Annotated in this window: 24 protein-coding genes; 10 read left to right on the top strand and 14 right to left on the bottom strand. The window is 69.5% G+C overall.

Annotation, left to right across the window (positions count from 1 at the left end):
- Complete coding sequence (locus BM286_RS05575; protein ID WP_092920602.1) at positions 1-927, bottom strand: replication factor A; 927 nt, start codon at positions 925-927, stop codon at positions 1-3.
- A 730-nt stretch (positions 928-1657) separates the two neighbouring features.
- A complete protein-coding gene (rnz, locus tag BM286_RS05570) occupies positions 1658-2587 on the bottom strand; it encodes a ribonuclease Z (protein WP_092920601.1) in 930 nt (309 codons plus the stop codon).
- Positions 2588-2705: 118 nt separating this feature from the next.
- Here rnz and BM286_RS05565 point away from each other — a divergent pair, with 118 nt between their 5' ends.
- Together BM286_RS05565 and BM286_RS05560 are read left to right on the top strand one after the other, a co-directional pair.
- Complete coding sequence (locus tag BM286_RS05565; protein WP_092920600.1) at positions 2706-2984, top strand: DUF7538 family protein; 279 nt, start codon at positions 2706-2708, stop codon at positions 2982-2984.
- A gap of 239 nt (positions 2985-3223) precedes the next feature.
- The gene (locus BM286_RS05560; RefSeq protein WP_092920599.1) at positions 3224-5170 is read left to right on the top strand and encodes an ABC transporter ATP-binding protein; all 1947 of its coding nucleotides are present in this window, start codon (positions 3224-3226) and stop codon (positions 5168-5170) included.
- 48 nt (positions 5171-5218) lie between these two features.
- On the opposite strand, the gene BM286_RS05555 is transcribed toward BM286_RS05560, so the two are convergent.
- Positions 5219-5530: a DUF5789 family protein gene (locus tag BM286_RS05555; RefSeq protein ID WP_092920598.1), complete on the bottom strand. Its 312-nt coding sequence runs from the start codon at positions 5528-5530 to the stop codon at positions 5219-5221.
- 135 nt (positions 5531-5665) lie between these two features.
- Between BM286_RS05555 and BM286_RS05550 the strand changes: the two genes are divergently transcribed.
- Positions 5666-6463, top strand: coding sequence for a creatininase family protein (locus BM286_RS05550; RefSeq protein ID WP_092920597.1), 798 nt, complete (start codon positions 5666-5668; stop codon positions 6461-6463).
- Positions 6464-6480: 17 nt separating this feature from the next.
- On the opposite strand, the gene BM286_RS05545 is transcribed toward BM286_RS05550, so the two are convergent.
- The 5 genes from BM286_RS05545 to BM286_RS15490 form a co-directional block, all read right to left on the bottom strand.
- Positions 6481-6888, bottom strand: coding sequence for a DUF5790 family protein (locus tag BM286_RS05545; RefSeq protein WP_092920596.1), 408 nt, complete (start codon positions 6886-6888; stop codon positions 6481-6483).
- Positions 6889-7041: 153 nt separating this feature from the next.
- On the bottom strand, positions 7042-7272 hold the full coding sequence (locus BM286_RS05540; protein WP_092920595.1) for a hypothetical protein: 231 nt from the start codon (positions 7270-7272) through the stop codon (positions 7042-7044).
- Positions 7273-7345: 73 nt separating this feature from the next.
- On the bottom strand, positions 7346-8152 hold the full coding sequence (locus BM286_RS05535) for an aldo/keto reductase (RefSeq protein ID WP_092920594.1): 807 nt from the start codon (positions 8150-8152) through the stop codon (positions 7346-7348).
- 70 nt (positions 8153-8222) lie between these two features.
- Positions 8223-9305: a siroheme decarboxylase subunit beta gene (gene ahbB / locus BM286_RS05530; protein WP_092920593.1), complete on the bottom strand. Its 1083-nt coding sequence runs from the start codon at positions 9303-9305 to the stop codon at positions 8223-8225.
- An 85-nt stretch (positions 9306-9390) separates the two neighbouring features.
- The gene (locus BM286_RS15490; RefSeq protein ID WP_167603328.1) at positions 9391-9549 is read right to left on the bottom strand and encodes a DUF7317 family protein; all 159 of its coding nucleotides are present in this window, start codon (positions 9547-9549) and stop codon (positions 9391-9393) included.
- A 319-nt stretch (positions 9550-9868) separates the two neighbouring features.
- Here BM286_RS15490 and BM286_RS05525 point away from each other — a divergent pair, with 319 nt between their 5' ends.
- Both BM286_RS05525 and BM286_RS15485 read left to right on the top strand, forming a co-directional pair.
- On the top strand, positions 9869-10981 hold the full coding sequence (locus BM286_RS05525; protein WP_092920592.1) for an anthranilate phosphoribosyltransferase: 1113 nt from the start codon (positions 9869-9871) through the stop codon (positions 10979-10981).
- A gap of 219 nt (positions 10982-11200) precedes the next feature.
- Positions 11201-11350 carry a DUF7563 family protein gene (locus BM286_RS15485; RefSeq protein WP_167603326.1) on the top strand — a complete coding sequence of 50 codons (150 nt, stop codon included), beginning with the start codon at positions 11201-11203 and terminating at the stop codon, positions 11348-11350.
- Positions 11351-11403: 53 nt separating this feature from the next.
- On the opposite strand, the gene BM286_RS05520 is transcribed toward BM286_RS15485, so the two are convergent.
- From BM286_RS05520 to BM286_RS05510, 3 genes are all read right to left on the bottom strand, one after another.
- Positions 11404-12237, bottom strand: coding sequence for an NAD+ synthase (locus tag BM286_RS05520; RefSeq protein ID WP_092920591.1), 834 nt, complete (start codon positions 12235-12237; stop codon positions 11404-11406).
- Positions 12238-12306: 69 nt separating this feature from the next.
- Positions 12307-12954, bottom strand: coding sequence for an NUDIX hydrolase (locus tag BM286_RS05515; protein WP_092920590.1), 648 nt, complete (start codon positions 12952-12954; stop codon positions 12307-12309).
- Positions 12951-13334, bottom strand: a complete 384-nt coding sequence (locus BM286_RS05510; protein WP_092920589.1) for a hypothetical protein — start codon at positions 13332-13334, stop codon at positions 12951-12953. Before BM286_RS05510 ends, BM286_RS05515 begins: the two co-directional genes overlap by 4 nt.
- A gap of 121 nt (positions 13335-13455) precedes the next feature.
- Between BM286_RS05510 and BM286_RS05505 the strand changes: the two genes are divergently transcribed.
- The 4 genes from BM286_RS05505 (at position 13456) to BM286_RS05490 (ending at position 17062) form a co-directional block, all read left to right on the top strand.
- Positions 13456-14412 carry a DUF5787 family protein gene (locus tag BM286_RS05505; RefSeq protein WP_092920588.1) on the top strand — a complete coding sequence of 319 codons (957 nt, stop codon included), beginning with the start codon at positions 13456-13458 and terminating at the stop codon, positions 14410-14412.
- 34 nt (positions 14413-14446) lie between these two features.
- Positions 14447-14854 carry a CBS domain-containing protein gene (locus tag BM286_RS05500; protein WP_092920587.1) on the top strand — a complete coding sequence of 136 codons (408 nt, stop codon included), beginning with the start codon at positions 14447-14449 and terminating at the stop codon, positions 14852-14854.
- 127 nt (positions 14855-14981) lie between these two features.
- Positions 14982-16346, top strand: coding sequence for an LLM class flavin-dependent oxidoreductase (locus tag BM286_RS05495; RefSeq protein ID WP_092920586.1), 1365 nt, complete (start codon positions 14982-14984; stop codon positions 16344-16346).
- 341 nt (positions 16347-16687) lie between these two features.
- Positions 16688-17062, top strand: a complete 375-nt coding sequence (locus BM286_RS05490) for a tautomerase family protein (RefSeq protein ID WP_092920585.1) — start codon at positions 16688-16690, stop codon at positions 17060-17062.
- A gap of 54 nt (positions 17063-17116) precedes the next feature.
- On the opposite strand, the gene BM286_RS05485 is transcribed toward BM286_RS05490, so the two are convergent.
- Complete coding sequence (locus tag BM286_RS05485) at positions 17117-17590, bottom strand: deoxyuridine 5'-triphosphate nucleotidohydrolase (RefSeq protein WP_092920584.1); 474 nt, start codon at positions 17588-17590, stop codon at positions 17117-17119.
- A 275-nt stretch (positions 17591-17865) separates the two neighbouring features.
- Here BM286_RS05485 and BM286_RS05480 point away from each other — a divergent pair, with 275 nt between their 5' ends.
- Positions 17866-19851 (top strand): aconitate hydratase, encoded by a 1986-nt coding sequence (locus tag BM286_RS05480; RefSeq protein ID WP_092920583.1) that lies wholly within the window; start codon positions 17866-17868, stop codon positions 19849-19851.
- A gap of 190 nt (positions 19852-20041) precedes the next feature.
- On the opposite strand, the gene BM286_RS05475 is transcribed toward BM286_RS05480, so the two are convergent.
- Together BM286_RS05475 and BM286_RS05470 are read right to left on the bottom strand one after the other, a co-directional pair.
- A complete protein-coding gene (locus BM286_RS05475) occupies positions 20042-20695 on the bottom strand; it encodes a 30S ribosomal protein S7 (RefSeq protein WP_092920582.1) in 654 nt (217 codons plus the stop codon).
- Positions 20692-21120 (bottom strand): 30S ribosomal protein S12, encoded by a 429-nt coding sequence (locus BM286_RS05470; RefSeq protein WP_004599087.1) that lies wholly within the window; start codon positions 21118-21120, stop codon positions 20692-20694. Before BM286_RS05470 ends, BM286_RS05475 begins: the two co-directional genes overlap by 4 nt.
- Positions 21121-21180: the final 60 nt, after the last annotated feature.

Raw genomic sequence — 21180 nt, 5'->3', positions numbered from 1 at the left:
TCAGATCGACCTCGCTTCGATCAGCGCGCTTTCAACGTCGACCGTCCCGGGGTCCTCCATCTCGTCGACCAGGACGTACCGGCCGAAGGTGGGGCCGGTGACGCGGTAGTAGCGCCCGAGCACGTCCTCGCCCATCTCCTCGGCGACGACGGTGGTGTCGAGCGCGTCCATCGCCATGTCCTTGGCCTCCTCGAGGGTCATCCCGGTGAGGTCCTCGGTGGCCTCGCGGTCGAAGATGACCTCGGTAACGGTCTCGCCGTCGTCGAGGACGCCCTTGATCCGGAGGTCGAACTCGCCCTCGACCTGGCCGTGTTCCGAGCAGCGCCCGTTCTGGAGGACGCGCGTACAGTCGTCCTCGGGGCAGCGCTTGATCAGCCCGGACCCGGACTGGATGTCCACGAGGGCGCCCTCCACGGTGTCGGCGTCGTCGCCGACCTCGATCGCCTCGTCGATCTCGGTGATACCGGTCGTCCGGTTGAGCTTCACCGAGTAGCTCCCCTCGTACTCGTCGGTGACGACGTTCGAGAGCTCGTACGCCTGCCCCTCCGTCAGCTCGGGGAGGTCTGAGGTCTCGAAGGCGACAAACTTGATCGTGCCCGACTCGTCCCCGAGCAGGCCGACCTGGGAGATGGAGTCGCTGCGCGGCTCCCAGAGGTCGACCAGCTTCACTCGCAGGTCGACCCACTGTTCGTCCTCGTCGATGTCGTTGACGAGGACCTCCTCGCTGCCGCCGCGGCCGAGCTCGTCGCGCTCCATGCCGGCGTCTTCGAGGTAGCTGTTGGTGACGCTCCGGCTCGCCTCGTCGAGCGGCACGCGGTACTCGTCGACGAGCGTCGCAAGCCGCTCCTCGACGTCGTCGGGGTCGACGTCGGTGTGGTCCGAGAACTGTTCCGCTATCGCTTCCGCTTCCTGTCGCAGTTCGCTCATGGGGTGTCTCCGCCTCCGGTCTTGTTTCGGTGGGAGGCGTACGACGGTTGGTTCCTCACCGTATTAAAACGCTCGTGACCGCGGTGAAAGTGGAACGAAACGCCCGCTCGAGGAGCTCTACGTGGTGTTCTTTCGATTCGCGGAGATCGGTCGACGAAACGACTTCGCTCGCGTCAGACGCTCGTCAGCCACACGCGGGCTTCGTTTCGAGTGGAACGATCACATGGATCGTAGCCGCATGAAACGAGGAGCCGACGAGGGGACGAGACGGGGCGGTGGCGCGTGCCGACGAGCGCTTTTTAAAGGCGCGAGGAGCGCGTGCGAGGGAGTCGCGAGCGAACGGCGACCGAAGGGAGCCCGAGCGAGCGACGAGGCTGGGGAGGCGTGAGGTGCGGTCCCGCGAGCGACCGGAGGGAGCGAGCGGGAGTACGGAAGTCGCAGCCCGCGCAGCGAACGCAGTGAGCGAGCAGGACCGTCTTCCGGTGGTGCGGTCGCCGTCGGGCGGGACTCGAAGGGGCAGTCGCGAGGGCGAAGCACGGCGAAGCAAGGACCGCAGGAGCGAGCGAAGCGAGCGACGAGGACTGAAGCGAGCCGCGCGAGCCGTCGCGACTGGGGCTTCGGCAGTGTTCGTGTCGAGTGGGTGTTTATAAGCAGAAACGGTATCGTACAGCCGAGCGACTGGGGCTTCGGCGGACGCAACTGTGGAATCGATGCCCGAGCCGCGACCGTCTCAGTCCGCGTCGGGGAACGGCACCTCGATCAGGTCGCCGTCGTCGGGCAGGAGACACTCGCCGTCGAACGCCTCGCGGGCGTCGCGGCGGATCGGCCGCGCGTCGGCCGCGTAGCGCGAGGAGATGTGGACCAAGGCGAGCCGCTTCGCGTTCGCACGGGCCGCTATCGACCCCGCCTCGCGGCCGGTCGAGTGGGCCGTGTCGCGGGCGCGGTCGGCCATGTCGTCGGCGAAGGTGGCGTCGTGGATGAGCAGGTCGGCGTCCTCCGCGGCCTCGACAGTGGTCTCTCGCGGCCGCGTGTCCGCGGTATACACCAGCTTGCGGCCCGGACGCGGCGGGCCGACGACCTGCTCCGGCTCGACGATCGTCCCGTCCTCGGCCTCGACCGGCTCGCCCTCGTGGAGCCGGCCGAACTTCGGACCGACGGGGACGCCGAGCTCCTCCGCCTTCGGGCGGTCGAACCGTCCGGGTCGGTCGTCCTCCTCCAGGACGTACCCCTGCGATACCGTTCGGTGTTCGGTCTCGAAGGCGCGCACCGCGTACTCGTCGGCGTCGTACGCGACCTCGCCGGGGGAGACCGGTTCGATCCGGACCGGGAACGCCGGGTCGTGCCCGGCCGCGTGGACCAGGTCGCGGAGGTGGTCGCCGGTTCCCGGCGGGCAGTGGACCGTCAGCGGGTCGGTACGGTCGTTGAATCCGAGCGTCTGGACGAGGCCGGGGATCCCGAGGACGTGGTCGCCGTGGAGGTGCGAGACGAACACGCGGTCGACGGCGAACCCCGTGCCGCTGCGCATCATCTCGCGCTGGGTGCCCTCGCCGCAGTCGAAGAGGAAGCGGTCGCCCTCGCGGTTGACGAAGACGGCGCTCGCCGCGCGCTCGACGGTCGGGACGGCGCCGCCCGTCCCGAGGAACGTGACGCGAAGAGACATGGCGAGTCGTCGGGGCGGCGGTTGTAAACCGGTGTCGATGCGAGGGACGGACGGAAGACGCCGTCCGGGACCGGCCCGCGGCCGACACCCACATGTGTCCGCGCCCCCGAGCGCGGCCATGCGAGATCCGATCGCCGCCTTGGTCAGACAGGAGGGGTGGCGCGCGGAGGGCGCGGCCGCCCGCGTCCACTACGAGGGCGGCCGCGACCGGTTCGCGGTGGAGTTCTACGCCGAGACGCCCCGCGTCCTCTACTGGTCCGTCCCGACCGACGACGACGAGGGCGGAACGGCGGTCCCGGTGCCACGCGACGACGTGCCGGATCCGCTCCGCCGACGCATCCGGGAGGACCTCGACGAGGCCGGAATCGACTCCGAGGTCGAGCGACGCGAACTCTGAGTTCGTCGAGCGGTCGCGGGTTCGAGGCCGTCGAGCGGTCGCGTGTTCGAGGCCGCCGCCGACCGCGTCCAAAAGCGTCGCGCGCCGGGCGGAGACCGGAGGGACCGGGGTGGCCGCGCCGTCGGTCGGGGGCATCGAGGACGAAACCACCCGAACGCCGGGTCGTTACCGGCGTTTTCTGCCGATGTATTTCGGTTCGAAGGAAACCTATTTGCCGCCCTGCCCGATACGAACGTGTGATGAGTGGCGTCGAATGGGAGGAAGACGATCCGTTCGAGGAGCAGCGGGACAAGATCGAGAATCCGATGAAGCGGCTGTTCGTCGAATACGGCCGCGACTACGTCCCGCAGGTGACGGTGGGAGTGTTCGCGAGCATCTTCGCGCGGCTGCTCGACCTCCTGCCGCCGCTCATGCTCGGGATCGCCATCGACGCCGTGTTCTACGAGGACGCCCTGTTCAGCGAGCAGATCCCGCTCGTACTGCTGCCGGACGCGTGGCTCCCGACGGAGCAGGCGGCGCAGTTCTGGTTCACCATCGCCGTCATCGGAACGGCGTTCGGTCTCGGGGCGGGGTTCCACTGGATCCGCAACTGGGGGTTCAACGCCTTCGCGCAGAACATCCAGCACGACGTGCGGACGGACACCTACGACAAGATGCAGCGGCTCAACATGGAGTTCTTCTCGGACAAGCAGACCGGGGAGATGATGTCCATCCTCTCGAACGACGTGAACCGGCTCGAACGGTTCCTGAACGACGGGATGAACTCCCTGTTCCGCCTGTCGGTGATGGTGCTCGGCATCGGCGTCCTGCTGTTCTGGATCAACTGGCAGCTCGCCTTAGTCGCGCTGCTGCCGGTCCCGATCATCGGCGGATTCACCTTCCTGTTCATCAGGATCATCCAGCCGAAGTACGCCGAGGTGCGCTCGTCGGTCGGGAAGATGAACTCCCGGCTGGAGAACAACCTCGGCGGCATTCAGGTGATCAAGTCGTCGAACACGGAGCGGTACGAGTCCGACCGCGTCGACGACGTCTCGATGGACTACTTCGACGCCAACTGGGACGCGATCACCACCCGGATCAAGTTCTTCCCGGCGCTCCGCGTGCTCGCCGGCATCGGCTTCGTGCTCACGTTCATCGTCGGCGGCCTCTGGGTGTTCCAGGAGACGCCGCCGGGACCGTTCACGGGCGAGCTCTCGGTCGGGATGTTCGTCGTCTTCATCCTCTACACCCAGCGGTTCATCTGGCCGATGGCGCAGTTCGGGCAGATCATCAACATGTACCAGCGCGCCCGCGCCTCCTCCGCGCGGATCTTCGGACTGATGGACGAGCCCTCGCGGCTCGCCGAGGACCCGGGCGCCGAGGACCTCACGGTCGGCAACGGCGACGTGGTGTACGACGACGTCTCCTTCGGCTACGACGAGGAGACGATCATCGAGAACGTCGACTTCTCGGTCGAGGGCGGAGAGACGCTCGCCCTCGTGGGGCCGACCGGCGCCGGGAAGTCCACGGTACTCAAGCTGCTGCTCCGGATGTACGACGTGGACGAGGGCGCGATCGAGATCGACGGACAGAACGTCAGCGACGTGACGCTCAGATCGCTCCGCCGGTCGATCGGCTACGTCGGGCAGTCGTCGTACCTGTTCTACGGCACCGTCCGCGAGAACATCACGTACGGCACCTTCGACGCGACCGACGAGGAGGTCCGCGAGGCCGCCGAGGCCGCCGAGGCCCACGACTTCATCGAGAACCTCCCGGACGGCTACGACACGATGGTGGGCGAGCGCGGCGTGAAGCTCTCCGGCGGCCAGCGCCAGCGCGTCACCATCGCGCGGGCCGTGCTGAAGGACCCGGACATCCTCATCCTCGACGAGGCGACCTCCGACGTCGACACGGAGACGGAGATGCTGATCCAGCGCTCGCTCGACCGGCTCACCGCGGACCGGACGACGTTCGCGATCGCCCACCGGCTCTCGACTATCAAGGACGCGGACACGATCCTCGTGTTGGAGGGCGGGAGGATCGCCGAGCGCGGTACGCACGACGAGCTGCTCGAGAACGACGGGCTGTACGCGCACCTCTGGGGCGTTCAGGCCGGCGAGATAGACGAGCTCCCGCAGGAGTTCATCGACCGCGCGCAGGAGCGCACCGCTCGGATCGTCGAGGAAGCCGAGAGCGACGACGACTGATCGGGACCGCGCTGCCGAGCGGGACGGCGCCGGGACCCCGCCGCGGCGTCACCGCGGGAGTCGGGTCCACTCCTCTCCGGCCGCCTCCGGGGACGCGTCGTCGTAGCCGAGCGCGTCGAGGATCGCTCCGCGGACTTCCGACGGCTTCCGGAACTGCGTCCGCTCGCACCCTTCGAGGACGTCGTCGAGCCGCTCGGTCGCCGTCGGCGTCTCGAGTTCCGCGGCGCCGTACTGCTCTATCAGTTCCGCCGTCGTCACCGGGTACCGGTGTTCGCGGAGCGCCCGCTTCAGCGGACCGAACGTCACGGGGGGAGCCGGATCGTGCGCCTCCGTCTCGCGGTCCGTGTTGTCGCTGCTCATACGGCCGCGATCCACGGGGACCGTGATAATACCCCGGGCGCGTCCGGGCGACGAACCCCGTCCGCGAGCGGACGACCGGTCGCGGGAGGCGGCGACGACCGCCGCCTATACGACGCCGCGCGCCGAGGTGCGAGTATGCGCCTCAGCGAGGTCACCTGGACCGACGTGCGCGACGCCGACGTCGACGTCGCGTTCCTCCCGGTGGGCAGCACGGAACAGCACGGGCCGCACGCGCCGCTCGGGACCGACACGCTGAACGCCGTCGCGGTCGCCGAGGCCGGTGCCGACGCGTACGAGAACGGGGATGCGAGTTCCGCGAGCGACACGGCCGACGCGAGCGGCGACGGCGGCGGCGACGCGTCGCCGGGGGAAGTCGCGGTCGCCCCGCCGATACCCGTCGGCGTCGCCGAGGAGCACCGCGCGTTCGACGGGACGATGTGGGTCTCTCCGGAGACGTTCCGCGCGTACGTCCGGGAGTCCGCCGAGTCGCTGGTCGCCCACGGGATCGACCGCGTCGTGTTCGTCAACGGACACGGCGGGAACGTCGAGGCGCTCGCGGAGGTCGCCCGCCGGTTCTCCCGCGACGACGCACACGAGGGGTACGGCGTCGGGTTCACGTGGTTCGACGCCACGGGCGACCACGCGAGCGACATGGGGCACGCCGGGCCGCTGGAGACGGCGCTGTTGCGCGCGACGAACCCGGACCTGGTCCGCGAAGAGCGGATCGACGAGGCGAGCGCGGGCGCCGCAGACCGGTGGGGCGAGTGGGTCTCCGGCGTGAACCTCGCCCACGACTCCGACGAGTTCACCGACAACGGCGTCGTCGGGGACCCGCGGGCGGGCGACGCGGGGCGGGGCGAGGTCCTGCTCGACCGCGCGAGCGACGCGCTGGCGGAACTGGCGGCGGCAGTCGTCGACCGGGACGCCGGGTGAGAGGGCGCGGCGGGGGACTACTCGTCCCCGTCGTCGCTCGCCGCGTCCTGGAGCGCGCCGCGGATCGCGGGGACGGTACCGGTGAGCGAGGCCACCTCCTCGGCGGCGCTCTCGATGTCGGCGACGAGCGATTCCAGCTCCTCGATCTCGGTCTTCAGGTCCTCGGCGTCCTCGAAGGCGTCCGCGCGCTCGCCGAGGACGTACGCCTTCTTGGCCGAGCGCACGCTGTCGGTCGCGTCGCCGGCGTCGAGGGCGGACTTCAGCCCGTTGAGCGCGCCGAGGACGTTGTCCGCGTCCGTCTCCCACACCGCGTCCGGGTCGGGGAGCTGCTCGCGCGCCGCCGCGAGGTGTTCTTCGACCTCCGCGCGGGTCTCCTCGGCCGCCTCGCCGAACAGGTCGTCGTCGTCGAACGTGGACTGGGCCATACCGGAACCGTCGTGCCCGCACCGTTTAAAAACCCGCCCGAAAGCGGAAGTGAAACCCGCGGGGAGGACGGATCCGACGACGGATCGGGGGGATCTCGCGTTCAGTTTCGGTCCGGCGGCGGGGGCGACTCAGCTTCGGACAGCGGGTCCGGCTCAGATCCGGACGAGCAGCTCCACCGCGATCAGCGTCACGAGGAGGCCGAGGAAGCCGGCGAGGACGGCGAGCGTCCGGATCTTGTCGTACACCGCGTCAGCGTCGGGCGTGGCCGTGAGGAGGGCCGGGCGGTCGCGGGGGCCGGACTCGCCCTCCGGGTCGAGGTCCGGGTCGGCGGGACCGGCCTCGCCAGCGGGACGAGCGTCGGTCTGGGGGTTCGGTTCCGACACGGTCGATCACTCGCGCCGGAGCCCCGTTAAACCGACTATGAGGGGACAATACCGGTATTGAGCCCTCCGGATATCAGGCCCGGTTCCACGGCGCCTCCTCGAAGTCGACGATCCGCTCGCCGCGGTCGAGCGCGTCGATCCGGGCGATCTGGTCGTCGGTCAGGTCGATCTCGCGGGCGGCCCAGTTGTCCTGAACGTGCCCGAAGTCGGCCGCCTTCGGGATCGGCGCGACGCGCTCCTTCGAGAGCAGCCACGCGAGGCTCACCTGCGCCGGGGTCACGTCGTGGCTCGCGGCGATCTCTCTGAGGGCGTCGACCTCGGCGACGCGGTTGCGCGCGATCGGCGAGTAGGCGACGAGCCAGTGGTCGTGCTCGACCGCGCGCTCGCGGAGCGTCTCCTGTTGGAGCAGGGGGTGACACTCGACCTGGTGGGCGAACACGTCGTGGTCGAGGCGGTCGATCGCCTCGTCGAGCTGGTCGGGCCGGAAGTTCGAGAGCCCGATCCGGTCTATCACGCCGTCGTCGACGAGGTCGTCGAGCGCGGACAGCGTCCCTTCGGGGTCGTAGCTGTTGATCGGCCAGTGGACGTACAGCAGGTCGATCGAGTCGACGCCGAGCCGGTCGCGGCTCACCCGCGCGGTCGCGGTCGCGTCGGCGTACGAGAGGTTGTCCGTCGAGAGCTTCGTCGCGACGAACAGGTCCTCGCGGTCGACGTCGGTGCGGTCGATCCCCGCCGACACGGACGCCTCGTTGTCGTACCCCTGCGCGGTGTCGACGTGGCGGTACCCCGTCTCGATCGCGTGTGCGACCCCCGAGACGCACTCCTCGCCGTCGGCCAGCTTGTACGTCCCGTACCCGAGTCGATCGAAGGCGTCTGCCATGCGAGAGGGTTCCGACGGGCGGGGCAAAAACCCGCCCGTTCGCGCGGGCGAGTCGGGTCGCTCCCGGCGGTCACTCGGCCTCGTCCGCGACCAGGTCCTCGTAGCGCGCGCCGGTCTGTTTCAGCGTCGCCGTCGAGTGGAGCCGCTCGTGGTCGAACGGGAGGTGGTCGGCCGCCAGCTCGTCGATCTTCGCGTCGACCGCCTCGGCCTCGCGGCCGTGGATCATCGTGAACAGGTTGTACTCCCAGTCCTGATCGGGCCGACGCGGCCGGTGGTAACAGAGGGTGACGTACGGGAGGCTCCCGACCGCCTCGCCGCGCTCGTCCAGCTCGTCGTCGGGCACGTCCCAGACCACCATACAGTTGTTCGTGAACCCGGTGACGACGTGGTTGACGATACAGCCGATCCGCTTGATACAGCCGTCCGCGAGCAGGCGCTCGACCGCCGCGAGGACCTCGTCGACGGTCGGGTCGACGCCGGACCCGTTCGCGGTGATCTCGCTCGCCACGTCGGCGTAGGGTGTCGCGGACAGCGGGAAGCCGTCCTGGATCGCGAGGAGGAGGTCGGCTTCGAGGGGCGAGAGGTCGCCGCGCGCGCTCTCGGAGATTCGGGTGGCGGAGACGTCCGTCTCTTCGAGCGACTCCCGCGCGAATCGATCCGCGTTGACCACGGGGAACTCGAGGTCGATGTAGTAGTCCGTGAGCATCGGGAGCGCCAGCACCTCGCAGCCGGTTCGCTCCTCGATCTCCGCGAGGATCGCGTCGCGCGTCTCCCGGGAGCCGGCGGTGACGACGAACCACTGGTTCCACTCGTGGTCGCGGCGGTAGTTGTGGTTCACCTGCCGGTAGCCGTTGATGACCTCCGCGACCTCGTCGAACCGGTCCTCGGGCGCGCGCACCGCCGCCAGCGTCGAGGAACCGATGACCGGCGGGTTGAGCACCGCACCGAACCGTCGGAACACCCCGCGCTCGCGGAGGTCGCGGACGCGGTCGAGGACCTCGTCGGCGTCGACGTCGGTTCCAGTTTCGGCCGCGACGTCGCGGGCGACCCGCTCGAACGGGCGCTCCTCGACGGGGAAGCCGCTCTGGTACTCGTCGATGAGGGCGGCGTCGACCGCGTCGACGTCGGCCCGCCAGTCGGCGTCCGGACTCATTACGCCGGTTAGGGGGCGGGCGTACGTACGGGTTTCGGAGGCTGCCGAGCGTCAGCGGGACTAGTCGTCGACGGGGCCGCGCGCGTCAGTCGTCGGCGGGGGCCTCGCCCGGCGCCGGGGCGAACGCCTGGGCGCTCTCTTCCAGCTGCGTCGTCGAGCAGCCGCCGACGGTCGCGGCCTGTTCGAGCGTCAGGGTGCGGGAACGATACAGCGTGAGCGCGGTGGCGACGGATTTGGACGTCATCGGGTACAATGAGCCAGTAGATGGACATACATATAACTCTAACGCTGTTTAGAGCCTAATACAGGATCAAAAGAGGATAGAACAGGTGGAACATATTTTCTTTTGTCTGAGAAACGAACGATCGTGGAGTTATTGATTGTGAACAAGTGCCACGGATCCGGCGAGATTGACGCTACAACCCGGCCTCGCCGCTCGCGCGCGTCGCCTCGGTCGCGCGTCGCCTCGGTCGCGCGTAGAGCGACCGGCCATCGGCTCGATTCGTTCCCGGCGGGCGGGAGACGAACGGGGGACTTTTCGTCCGAGGACCCGAAGAGAGGGTATGGCTCAGGCGACCCAGGAGTTCGGCGAGTGGCCCCTCAAGCGGCTGATGACCGAGGTCTGCGGCTCCGGCCACAAGTCGGCCGACGACCTGACGCGCGCGCAGGCGACCGAGGCGTTCGAGCGGGTTCTCGCGGACGAGCCGGACCCGACGACGCTCGGGGCGTTCTGGCTCGCGAACCGCTGGAAGCGGAACACGCCGGAGGAGCTCGGAGCGTACGTCGACGTCATGTGCGAGCGCGTCGAGTACGCGGAGCCCGACGCCGACCCCGTCGACTGCGGCGCCAACTACGACGGGAAGGGGCGGACCGCGATCTTGGGCGTCGCGGCGGGCGCCGTCGCGGCCGCCGCGGGCACGCCGATCGTCGTCCACTCCGGCGACCGCGTGCCGACCCAGAAGCAGGACGCGTACAAGCACGTCTTAGACGAGCTCGGCGTCCACACCGAGCTGACGCCCGCGGACTCCGCCGACATGGTCGACGAGACCGGCTTCGGCTTCTACTACCAGCCCGCCTTCAACCCCGCCGTCGACGACCTCTTCGACCGCCGCGACATGATGGGCGTTCGGACGTTCGTCAACACCGTCGAGACGCTGGCGAACCCCGCCGGCGCCTCCGTCCACCTCGGCTCCTTCTACCACCTCGCGTTCGCGAAGAAGGTGGTCGACACGTTCGTCGAGAGCGAGTTCCACGACCTCGACCGCGTCCTGATGTTCCAGGGCATGGAGGGGTACGACGACGTGCGCCCCGGCTACACGAAGGTCGCCGAGTGGGACGCCGCGGACGGGAGCGACGGCGAGGGCGACGCCGAGGATGTCGGCAGTGAGGGCGCCTCCTTCGACGACTTCGAGATCGAGACGGCGGAGTACGGGATGGACCTCGAGGAGGACGACCTCGCGGTCGACGACGTCGCGGCCGACTCCGCAGAGATAACGGAGGCGGTGCTGGCCGGCGAGCGCGACGGCGCCTTCGCGGACGCGGTCGCGGTCAACGCCGCGCTCCGGATCTACGCCGGCGGCGACGCGGACTCCATCGAGGCCGGCCTCGACGCCGCCCGCGAGGTCATCGACGACGGAACCGCACACGGCGTGCTCGAAGCCATGCGGGAGTTCTGACCGCCGGGCCTCGGCGGGCGTTTCGAGCCGGGCCGTCGGTCCGGCGCGCTCGGTTCTCGGTCGCTCACGGACCCCTTTTTTCGATCCCGTGGTGTCGTCAGTTTCCGACTCCCGTCCCCCAATTTGGGTCCGATTTGGAACGGAGTTTGAAAAGCGCTCTTGAGGGCGGAGCACCGAGTGAACGTGTGTCGAAGATGACCCACGATACCGTACGCCACTATGTCGACGTGTGAACACTGCGAGGCGCACGTCTCCGAGCGGTTCGTCCAGGTGTTCGGGGACGACCGGGGGCGGGTACACGCGTGTCCGAACTGCTCGGCGAACGCCGGGATCGCGGAGGTCGCGAAGGAACGGGCGCAGGACGCCTGATCCCCCGCTGACCGCTCGGTTCCGCCCTCCCCCTCGCTCGGTTCCCCCTTTCCCTACCGCTCCGGCGCCGGCGGCATCGCCCGCTTGTGGGCGCTGCGCTCGTTGAGGTCGACGACGCGGTCGACGGCCGCCTTGGGCACGTCGAGTTCCCGGACCGTCGCCGTCCGCGAGAGCCCGCCGTCGACGTGGACCGCTAAGATCGCGTCGACGGTGTCGTAGTCGAGGCCCATCTCCTCGGCGTCGGTCTGTCCCTCCCACATGCCCGCGGTCGGCTCCTGCATCACGAGGTCGCGGGGAACGCCGACGTGCGCGGCCAGCTGGCGCACCTGCTGTTTGTAGAGGTTGCCGATCGGGTTGCAGTCCACCGCCTGGTCGCCGTACTTCGTGTAGTAGCCCGTCATCGCCTCCGCGCGGTTGCCGGTGCCGAGGACGACGCGGTCCTCGGCGTTGGCGACGAAGTAGTTCAGCACGGCGCGGGTGCGGACGTAGACGTTGCCCGCGGCGGTGCGGTCGTCCGCCGCCTCCGGGACGGCGTCGAAGAACGCCTCCGCGATCGGCTGGATCTCGACCACGTCGTACTCGATGCCGAGGTCCTCGGCGACGCGCTCGGCGTCGCTCATCACGTCCGCGTCGTTCACCGCCGAGGGCATCGTGAGCCCGTGGAGGCCCTCCTCGCCGAGCGCCTCGACCGCGAGGTGCGCGGTGAGCGTCGAGTCGATGCCGCCCGAGAGGCCGAGGACCGCGCCCTCGGCGCCCGCGTCGTCGACGACGTCGCGGATGAACGAGACGATGCGCTCGCGGGTCGCCTCCAGCTCCTCGTCCGAGAGGCGGAGGTCGAGCGGGGGGTCGTCCGACAGCAACACCGACTGCTCCGAGGTCCGGCTCATAGACGGGTTCAGGGACCGAGAGGACAAATATCTCCCCGTCGGTTCCGGGAACTGGACGCGCGTCGGGTTCTACAGCAGCCCGTCCTCTCTGGCCAACAGCAACCCCTCCAGCGTGGCGTCGTTCGTCGGGGGTTCCCGCGCGACCGCCAGCGCCTCGTCGACCGGGACCGCCCGGGGAGCGAGGAACTCGTTGCTGTCGTGGTCGACGTCGACCGGCTCCAACCCCTCGGCGAACACGTAGCCGCGCTCGTGGCGTAACACGCCGGTCGAACACCACACCTCCTGCAGCAGCGACGTCGACGACGGCTCGAAGCCGGTCTCCTCGGCGAGCTCCCGCGCGCCCGCTTCGGTGTACGACTCGCCCGATTCGACGATCCCCGCGGGGAGCTCCAGCTGCGTGTTCCGCACGGTGGGACGGTACTGCTCGACGAACAGGACTCGGTCGTCCGCGACCGCGACGATCACCGTCGCCGGCGACAGCTCCGCCCAGTAGTACCGCTTCTCCGTCCCGTCGGGCTGCTCGACGCGGTCGTAGCCGCCGACGAACCACCCCTCGTCGTACTCGACGACGACCTCGCGGACCGGCCACTCGGGCTCGCCCGGCAGTGAGTGGTTGCGGCCGTCCGAGAACGCCGGGAGATCGCGGAGGTCGGTGGCCGGCGCGTCGGGGTCACCGGGGCCGTCGCCCGCGTCGTCGCCGCCGGCTTCGCCCGTCACGGACGGACGACCTCCGCGTGGTACGTCTGGCCGTCGCGGCGCACCCGCACGCCGGTCTCCGTCGCGGCCTCGGGCACCTGTCGGGTGAGCGCGTCGACCTCGTCGAACGGCGTGTGCGTGAACGACTCCTTCAGCCCGTACGGGCCCGTCTGGTACCCCTCAGAGCGCCCGTCCGCGCTCTCTATCGCGCCGATCAGGTACGGGTACCGCCGGTCGGAGACGTTGTTCACGTCGGCGGCGGTACCGTTCGTCTCGATCGGCTCGACGGTGAGGTAGTAGGGGTCGCCGCTCCCGAGGTAGCTCGGGAGCGCCCCGAGCGCGAGCAGCGCGACGACGACCAGGGCGATGGCGACGAGGAGGTTCCGGGTGACCCGGCGCATGGTCGCCGTAGGGGCCGGCGGGGAATACCGGTTTCGACCGGGGGAAGGCGCATCGGTATCGGCGGACGGTCGGGAGGGCGACCGCCGACGCGCTTTAGCCCGCGGCGCCCCTGCCGCACACATGGAGTACCGGTTCGAGCTGGCGCTTTGCGCCGCGCTCGAATCCCCCGACCGCGTCGTCGCCCGCCAGCTCGGCGCGGGCGTCGAGACGCCGGGGGCGCGCATCGTCGACGTCTGTCTGCTGTCTCCCGGCCCTGACTTCGACGACCGCGCCGCGATCAGCGCCGAGCGCATCCCCGACCCGGCCATCGAGGCCCCCGTCGGGCCCGGCGAGGCCGTCCCCGTCGCCGACGCGTTCGACCTCCCCGCAGACCGGGCCGCCGCCGTCGTCGACCGCGCGGCCGAGGTCGGCTACCTCGAACGCGAGCGGCGGAACGGGCGGGAGGTCGTGCGCGCGACCGCGCGCTACCCGGACGACTGGGTCGGCGAGGTCACCGCGATCGAGAACAAGCCCGACCTCGGGACGCCGGGCGACCTGGAGGCGCAGCTACGGTACGACGTCGCGCTCGGCCTCTTCGACCGCGTCGTCCTCGCGACCGCCTCCTACGTCACCCGCGCGCACCTCAATCGGATCCCCGACGCGGTCGGAGTCTGGCGGTTCGATCCGGAGACGAGCGAGCGCGAGGTGGTCCGCGAGCCGACGCCGCTCGACCCGGACGCGCCCGGCGTCGAGATACGCGCGGAGCGCCCCTCCCGCACGGACGTCGCGCTCGTCGACCCGGCGGCGAAGGCGCGCAAGCGGCGCCGGATCGCGGAGCGCGCGTACGGGAAGGGGTGGCGCCCCGAGCCGCCGGCGTGCGCGCACGGCGAGGCGACCGCAGACGGGCGTCCGCGATGCGCGCAGTTCGACCGCGTGGTCGACCCCGGCCGAGAGTGCGGGAGCGGCTGTCCCGCCTTCGAGCCCGCCGACCCGCCGGACGCGGACAGGGGGGGCCTCCGAGACGAGCGGACCGCGTGGGTCGCCGCGCCCGACGGGGACGGCCCGCGCCGGCAGTCCGGGCTCTCGCGATACCTGTGAGAACGCTTATACGGCGAGAGCGGGTCTTTCCGGTATGGACGAGATCGAAGACGTCTTCGTGGCGCGGCTGATGTCGACGGACCTCCACACGGTGACGCCGGACACGCTGGTCGAGGACGCGGCCGCCGTGCTGCTGGAGAACGACATCAGCTCGGTGCTGGTCGTCGACGGCGACGGCGACCTCGTCGGAATCTTAACCTCGACGGACTTCGTCGACATCGTCGCGAAGAGCCAGCCGAAGGCGGAGACGACCGTCGAGCGGTACATGACCGCCGACCCGATCACGGCGGGCGCGCAGGACGACGTGTCGGCGGTCGCCGCGACGATGCTCGAACACGGCTTCCACCACGTGCCGGTCGTCGACGGCGACGCGCCGATCGGTATCATCACCACCTCCGACTTCGCCGCGTACGTCTCCTCGCCGGAGTCGGTCTCGGCGTAGGGCGACCCCCGCCGAGCCGAGTGCGGCGGCGGCCGCAGTCCCCGTCGAGCGGGCCGCCCCGTCCGCGACCGCGACAAGTGCCGCCACTTCCTGTGCCCGTATTACCCCGGAGCGCGTACGCGGGACCGTGTCCGATCACCTACACCTCAACCTCTTCACCATGGCCTCGGTCGAGCACGTCTCGCCCGGGTCGTGGCGGTTCCCCGGCGACCGGTCGGCGGACTACGCCGACCGCGGGTACTGGACGGAGGTCGCGCGGACCGCCGAGCGCGGCGGCTTCGACGCCGTGTTCTTCGCGGACGTGCGCGGGGTCTACGACGTGTACGGCGACGACCGGGAGGTCGCCGTCGAGCGGGCGGTCCAGACGCCCGCGAACGATCCGCAGCTCGTCGTGCCCGCGATGGCCGAGGTCACCGACGACCTCGGGTTCGCGGTGACGCGCTCGACGACGTACAACCACCCCTACCAGCTCGCGCGGGAGTTCTCGACGCTCGATCACCTCACCGACGGCCGGATCGCGATCAACGTCGTCACCTCCTACCTGGAGTCGGCCGCGGCGAACCTCGGCCTCGACGAGCGGATGGACAAGGAGACCCGGTACGACCGCGCCGACGAGTTCCTCGACGTCTGTTACGCGCTGTGGGAGGACTCCTGGGAGGACGGCGCGGTCGAGGTCGACCGCGAGGCCGGCCGGTACAGCGATCCGGAGAAGGTACACGCGATCGACCACGAGGGCGACCACTTCTCGGTGCCGGGGCCGCACGGCTGCGAGCCGTCGCCCCAGCGCACGCCCGTCGTTTACCAGGCGGGCTCCTCCGACTACGGGCGGTCGTTCGCCGCGCGCAACGCCGAGGCGGTCTTCGCCAGCCAGCCGACCGAGGAGGGCGTCGTCGAGTACATGGACGACGTGAAGTCCCGCGCGGCCGACGCCGGCCGCGACCCGGAGAGCCTCCGATTCTTCATCGGCGTGGTCCCGGTCGTCGGGGAGACGCAGGCGCTCGCGGAGGCGAAGTACGAGGAGTACAAGCGGCACGTGGACGTCGAGGCGACGCTCGCGCTGCTGTCCGGATTCCTCGACATGGACCTGTCCGAACTCGACCCCGACCGGAAGGTCGAACACATCGAGACGGACGCGATCCAGGGAACGATGAACGCGTTCACGAAGGCCCAGCCCGACCGCGAGTGGACGGTCCGCGAGGTCGCGGAGTTCTGCGGGCTCGGCACCACCTCGCCGAAGATCGTCGGGACTCCCGAACACGTGGCCGACGAACTCCGGCGCTGGCACGAGGAGGTCGGCGTCCACGGCTTCAACGTCAAGGAGGTCGTCCGCCCCGACTCGCTCGTCGACTTCGTCGATCTCGTCGTGCCGGAACTGCGCGAGCGCGGCCTCGTCCCGGAGGCGGACGCCGAACCCCCGGGCGAGACCCTCCGGGAGCGGCTCCTCGGCGAGGGACAGACGGGACTCCGGGCGGACCACCCCGCCCGGCAGTAGCGCGGACGAACCCCTCTGACCGTCCGGAGTAGACGCTGTCGTGCGGTTTCGGTGTTCTAATTAGCGAGCTGTTGTGAACGGATTGCCGGAAACTAATACCACAGATCTGCCGCCCCCGGCACCCTTAAGTGGTTACCACCGCTTGTTTCAGGTGACGCTTCGCTTGGAGGGCCGAAGCGTCAGCGGGGACCTACAGAACGACGCGCTCGTGCCACCTTTTCCCGGCACGGGCGCGCCGTTCGTTCCTTTACTCGCCGAGCGACTCGCTCGCGTCGCCGCGGTTCGACGCGTCACGCCCGCGCGGCCGACAGTGCGAAGTCCTTTCGGACCGAGTCGCGGGTATGCCGCTGTTACAGTTCGCGACGACGCTGTCGCTGTCGCCGGCGGAACGGGAGTCGTTCGTCGCGTTCGTCACCGAGCGGTACACCGAGGAGATGGAGACGACGGCCGGCCACGTCGCGGTGACGATCGCCGAATACGACCCCTCGGCGATGGCGATCGGCCGGGCGGTCGAGGGGCCGCTCCTGTTCCTCGACGCCGAGATCCGCGGGGGACGCCCGTTCGAGTACAAGCGCGCGTTCGCGCTGGCGGTGATGGGGCGGGCCGTCGAGGCGCTCGGCGTCCCCGAGCCGAACTGTAAGGTCGTCTTCACCGAACACGCCGGCGAGGACATGATGGGGATCGACCGCGTCGGCGGCGACTGGGACGGGGCGTAGGCGACCCGCCGCCCCTCGATCGCTCTCCCGAGCGCGGCCGGCCCGCACCGCCGCTCAGAGATTCTCTTCTTGGTACGCGCCGTCGTACGTCCCCTCGTGGTCGGCCTCGGCGAGGACGAGCTGCGCGATCCGCGCGCCCGGTTCGATCTCGATCGGGTGCCCCACGTCGAGCCGTCCCTCCCCGACGCCCTCGTAGCCCGCGTCCCACACCGCGGTGTCGAGGGTACAGGCGTTCCGCAGCAGCGTCGAGCGCGGGAGGACGAACCCGATCCGGCCCGCCGGGATCCGAACCGGTTCGCCGTACCGCACGACGTAGCTCCCGCGTTCGAGCCGGTAGCAGTCGCCTCTGGGCTCCAGCTCCCGGCGCTCGCCCACGCGCTTCCCGTCGCGCCCGAGCCGGCCCGGTTCGGTCTGTGCGAACACCGCGTCGACGGTGAGGTCGACGCCGTTCGGCTGTCGCTGCGCGTCGTCGAGGTCGGCGCCGGCCGCCTCCAGCGCCGCCGTGACCGCGGCTCCCGAGTCGAACATGGGCGTCCGGAACCGCGGGCGACGCTAAACGGTGTCGGACGCGCGCCGCGCCGATCGGACCGGAAGCGGCCGGTCTCGCCGGGACCGTTGAAACGGTCGATTTACGCCGTTTCAGACGTTTAATGACCTAAAATACTCGGAACGGCTACGCATTTCACGGTGCGTGGTGTCACGTCGAGATCGCAGCGAATGTTGCTGGATCACGGGATCTAACACGGTCGATCTTCGTGAAACTCGCGGGTTTTATATTCACGGGAGAGCCATCTCCGCGTGATATGGGACAAACGATTACGGAGAAGATCCTCGATGACCATCTCGTCGAGGGCGAGCTGACGCCCGGCGAGGAGATCGGCATCGATATCGACCAGGTGCTGACGCAGGACACCACGGGGACGATGGTGTGGCTCCAGTTCGAGGCGCTCGATCTGGACGAGGTCCAGACGGAGCTGGCCGCGCAGTACTGCGACCACCAGACGTACCAGTTCGACTTCAAGAACACCGACGACCACCGCTTCCTCCGCTCTGCGGCCGGCACGTACGGCGCCTACTTCTCTCGGCCCGGCAACGGCATCTGCCACCAGGTCCACAAGGAGAACTTCGCGGCACCCGGCAAGACGCTGCTCGGCTCCGACTCGCACACGCCGACCCCCGGCGGTCTCGGCGAGCTCGCGATCGGCGCCGGCGGCCTCGACATCGCCGTCGCCATGGGCGGCGGCCCCTACTACGTCGAGATGCCGGAAGTCGTCAACGTCCACCTCGAGGGCGAGCTCCCCGAGTGGGCGACCGCCAAGGACGTGGCGCTCCACCTGCTCGGCGAGCTGACCGTCAAGGGCGGCGTCGGCAAGATCTTCGAGTACACCGGCCCCGGCGCCGAGAAGCTCTCGATCCCGGAGCGGACCACGATCACGAACCTCGGCACCGAGCTCGGCGCCACCTCCTCGATCTTCGCGACCGACGAGAAAACGAGAGACTGGCTCGCGCGCCAGGACCGCGAGGAGGAGTACGTCGACCTCCAGCCCGACGACGACGCGGAGTACGCGGAGACGATCGAGGTCGACCTCGGCGAGCTCGAACCGCTCGTGGCCGCGCCATCGATGCCCGACAACGTCGCCCCCGTCAGCGAGTACGAGGGCACCGACGTCGAGCAGGTCATCGTCGGCTCCTGTACCAACGGCGCTTACGAGGACATCCTCCCCAGCGCGAAGATGCTGGAGGGCCGCGAGGTCTCCAAGGGGACCGAGATGATCGTCGCGCCCGGGTCCAAGCAGGCGTCCGAGATGCTGGCCCGAGAGGGCTGGACCGCGGAGATGATGGCGGCCGGCGTCAACTTCTCCGAGGCGACCTGCGGCGCGTGCATCGGCATCGGCCACGTGCCCGCGTCCGACTCCGTCTCGCTGCGCACCTTCAACCGCAACTTCGAGGGTCGCTCCGGCATCGAGGACGACTCCGTCTTCCTCTGCTCGCCCGAGGTCGCCACCGCGGCGGCCATCACCGGCGAGATCGTCGACCCGCGCGACCTCGCGGACGAGCTCGGCGACCTCGAGGCGCCCGGCCTCGAGATGGGGACGAAGTACGGTCCCGGCATGGGCCGGTCCGACTCCGACATCATCTCGCCCGACGAGGCGATCGACGACGGCCTCGTCAAGGGCCCGAACATCGGCGACGTGCCGCTCAAAGACGACATCGACGTGGACGGCGGTGAGGCCCTTCTCAAGATGAAGGACAACATCACCACCGACCACATCATCCCGGCGACGGCGGACATCCTGAAGTTCCGCTCGAACATCGAGAAGCTCTCCGAGTTCACGCTCTCGCGCGTCGACGACACGTTCGCCGAGCGCGCGCTCGCTGCCGACGGCGGCGTCCTCGTGGCCGGCGAGAACTACGGCCAGGGCTCCTCGCGCGAACACGCCGCGCTCTGTCCGATGTACCTCGGCATCGAGGCGGTCTTCGCGCAGAGCTTCGCCCGCATCCACAAGGCGAACCTCTTCAACTTCGGGATCGTCCCGCTGGCGATCGACGAGGAGACGTACGAGCGGATCGACCAGGGCGACGACCTCGAGATCCTGGACGACGTGCCCGCGGGCGTCTCCTCCGGCCAGGAGGAGTTCACCGTGAGCGTCAACGGCGAGTGGGAGTTCACCGCCGACCTGGACGCCTCCGAGCGCGAGCGCGACATCCTCTCGGCGGGCGGCAAGCTCTCGTGGGTCAAACAGCAGCACGTCGACGACGGCTCCGGCGCGGCGCCGGCCGACGACTGAACCCGCGGTCGACGCGACCGATCGACCCCGATTTTTCGTTTTTTCCCGCCGCGAGCGACCCGTATCGACGGGACTGGGGTCACCGCTCGCGGTGAGACCCGCGACGGCGACCCGATCGGGACGGACCGGTCGGTGAGCGTCGCGAAAAAGCTCTCGGGGAGAGAGAAAGCGACCGTCGGTCGGGACGGGGTTAGCGGGCCGCGGCGGCGACGCGTTCGCGCTCCTCCTTCTGCGAGATGGAGTAGGAGCCCTCGGCGTCGTAGTCGGCCGCGGCGACGAGCTCGTTCGCGAGCGCCTCGGCGGCCGAGGTCGTCGACTTGTACGTCGCGCTGGCGACGGCGTCCGAAATGAAGAGCAGCGCCTGGTCGACGCGGCGCTGCGGGGCGACGTCGACCGCCTTCGGGACGGAGATGCCGCCGTACTTCAGGCGGACGGTCTCCTCGCGGGGCGCGGCGTTCTCGACGGCCGTCACGAGGATCTGCGCCGGGTTCTCCTCGGTCCGCTCGTGGACGATGTCGAACGCGTCGCGGACGATCCGGGTCGCCTGCTGTTTCTTCCCCGTGTTCTCGTCCGTCTGCATCAGACGGTTGATGAGGCGTTCGACCAGCGAGATCTCCGACTTCTTGAACTGCTTGGACGCGTGGCGGCCCATCGTGTGCGCGATGGGCGTCACGGTCATGTAGCGCTTCGTCGACGGGTCCTCGTAGGCGATCTCGGTGACGTCCCAGACGCCGAACAGCTTGGCGTTCTCGTTGGCGGCCTCGCTGGAGGCGGGCGCGTCAGGGTCCGGCTCGTCGGCGGCGACGTCCTCCTCGGACGGCGCCTCGGTCTCCTCGCCGCTCATCTGACCGGTTTCTCCGCGTTGCCGCGAACCAGTTCGATCATCGACACGCCGTTGACCTTCTCGACCTTGTAGTTGACGCCGGAGAGGTCGCCCATCGCGCGACCCTTCGCGCCGCCGATCCCGGCGATCGTGACCTCGTCGTGCTCGTCGATGAAGGAGATCGCGCCGTCACCGGGACAGAACGCGGTGACCTGTTTCCCGTTTTTGATGAGCTGAACCCGGACGCACTTTCGGATCGCCGAGTTCGGCTGCTTTGCCTCGATGCCGACCTTCTCGAGGACGATGCCGCGCGCCTGCGGGGCACCCTCCAGGGGGTCGGACTTCTTTTTGAGCCCGCGCTCGCGCCGAGCGTACTCGGAGTCGGACCAGCGGCGCTTCTGCCGGTCCTTTTTGAGCTTACGGGCCGCGTACTTGCCGTTCGCCATCGTACGCCTACTTCCGAACGGAGCTACTTAAGCGTCGTCTTTCTCCGTCGCGAAACGGCC

Origin of the sequence: Halorubrum sodomense (assembly GCF_900111935.1) — an archaeon.
Lineage (GTDB): Archaea > Halobacteriota > Halobacteria > Halobacteriales > Haloferacaceae > Halorubrum > Halorubrum sodomense.
Note: the sequence above shows the minus strand (reverse complement) of the source record. Positions and strands in the feature narration are given on the sequence as shown.

What these genes read in the sequence shown, in the direction of transcription:
- BM286_RS05575 (WP_092920602.1), bottom strand. Translation starts at nt 927, where the DNA reads ATGAGCGAACTGCGACAGGAAGCGGAAGCGATAGCGGAACAGTTCTCG.
- rnz (WP_092920601.1), bottom strand. Translation starts at nt 2,587, where the DNA reads ATGTCTCTTCGCGTCACGTTCCTCGGGACGGGCGGCGCCGTCCCGACC.
- BM286_RS05565 (WP_092920600.1), top strand. Translation starts at nt 2,706, where the DNA reads ATGCGAGATCCGATCGCCGCCTTGGTCAGACAGGAGGGGTGGCGCGCG.
- BM286_RS05560 (WP_092920599.1), top strand. Translation starts at nt 3,224, where the DNA reads ATGAGTGGCGTCGAATGGGAGGAAGACGATCCGTTCGAGGAGCAGCGG.
- BM286_RS05555 (WP_092920598.1), bottom strand. Translation starts at nt 5,530, where the DNA reads ATGAGCAGCGACAACACGGACCGCGAGACGGAGGCGCACGATCCGGCT.
- BM286_RS05550 (WP_092920597.1), top strand. Translation starts at nt 5,666, where the DNA reads ATGCGCCTCAGCGAGGTCACCTGGACCGACGTGCGCGACGCCGACGTC.
- BM286_RS05545 (WP_092920596.1), bottom strand. Translation starts at nt 6,888, where the DNA reads ATGGCCCAGTCCACGTTCGACGACGACGACCTGTTCGGCGAGGCGGCC.
- BM286_RS05535 (WP_092920594.1), bottom strand. Translation starts at nt 8,152, where the DNA reads ATGGCAGACGCCTTCGATCGACTCGGGTACGGGACGTACAAGCTGGCC.
- ahbB (WP_092920593.1), bottom strand. Translation starts at nt 9,305, where the DNA reads ATGAGTCCGGACGCCGACTGGCGGGCCGACGTCGACGCGGTCGACGCC.
- BM286_RS15490 (WP_167603328.1), bottom strand. Translation starts at nt 9,549, where the DNA reads ATGACGTCCAAATCCGTCGCCACCGCGCTCACGCTGTATCGTTCCCGC.
- BM286_RS05525 (WP_092920592.1), top strand. Translation starts at nt 9,869, where the DNA reads ATGGCTCAGGCGACCCAGGAGTTCGGCGAGTGGCCCCTCAAGCGGCTG.
- BM286_RS15485 (WP_167603326.1), top strand. Translation starts at nt 11,201, where the DNA reads ATGTCGACGTGTGAACACTGCGAGGCGCACGTCTCCGAGCGGTTCGTC.
- BM286_RS05520 (WP_092920591.1), bottom strand. Translation starts at nt 12,237, where the DNA reads ATGAGCCGGACCTCGGAGCAGTCGGTGTTGCTGTCGGACGACCCCCCG.
- BM286_RS05510 (WP_092920589.1), bottom strand. Translation starts at nt 13,334, where the DNA reads ATGCGCCGGGTCACCCGGAACCTCCTCGTCGCCATCGCCCTGGTCGTC.
- BM286_RS05505 (WP_092920588.1), top strand. Translation starts at nt 13,456, where the DNA reads ATGGAGTACCGGTTCGAGCTGGCGCTTTGCGCCGCGCTCGAATCCCCC.
- BM286_RS05500 (WP_092920587.1), top strand. Translation starts at nt 14,447, where the DNA reads ATGGACGAGATCGAAGACGTCTTCGTGGCGCGGCTGATGTCGACGGAC.
- BM286_RS05490 (WP_092920585.1), top strand. Translation starts at nt 16,688, where the DNA reads ATGCCGCTGTTACAGTTCGCGACGACGCTGTCGCTGTCGCCGGCGGAA.
- BM286_RS05485 (WP_092920584.1), bottom strand. Translation starts at nt 17,590, where the DNA reads ATGTTCGACTCGGGAGCCGCGGTCACGGCGGCGCTGGAGGCGGCCGGC.
- BM286_RS05480 (WP_092920583.1), top strand. Translation starts at nt 17,866, where the DNA reads ATGGGACAAACGATTACGGAGAAGATCCTCGATGACCATCTCGTCGAG.
- BM286_RS05475 (WP_092920582.1), bottom strand. Translation starts at nt 20,695, where the DNA reads ATGAGCGGCGAGGAGACCGAGGCGCCGTCCGAGGAGGACGTCGCCGCC.
- BM286_RS05470 (WP_004599087.1), bottom strand. Translation starts at nt 21,120, where the DNA reads ATGGCGAACGGCAAGTACGCGGCCCGTAAGCTCAAAAAGGACCGGCAG.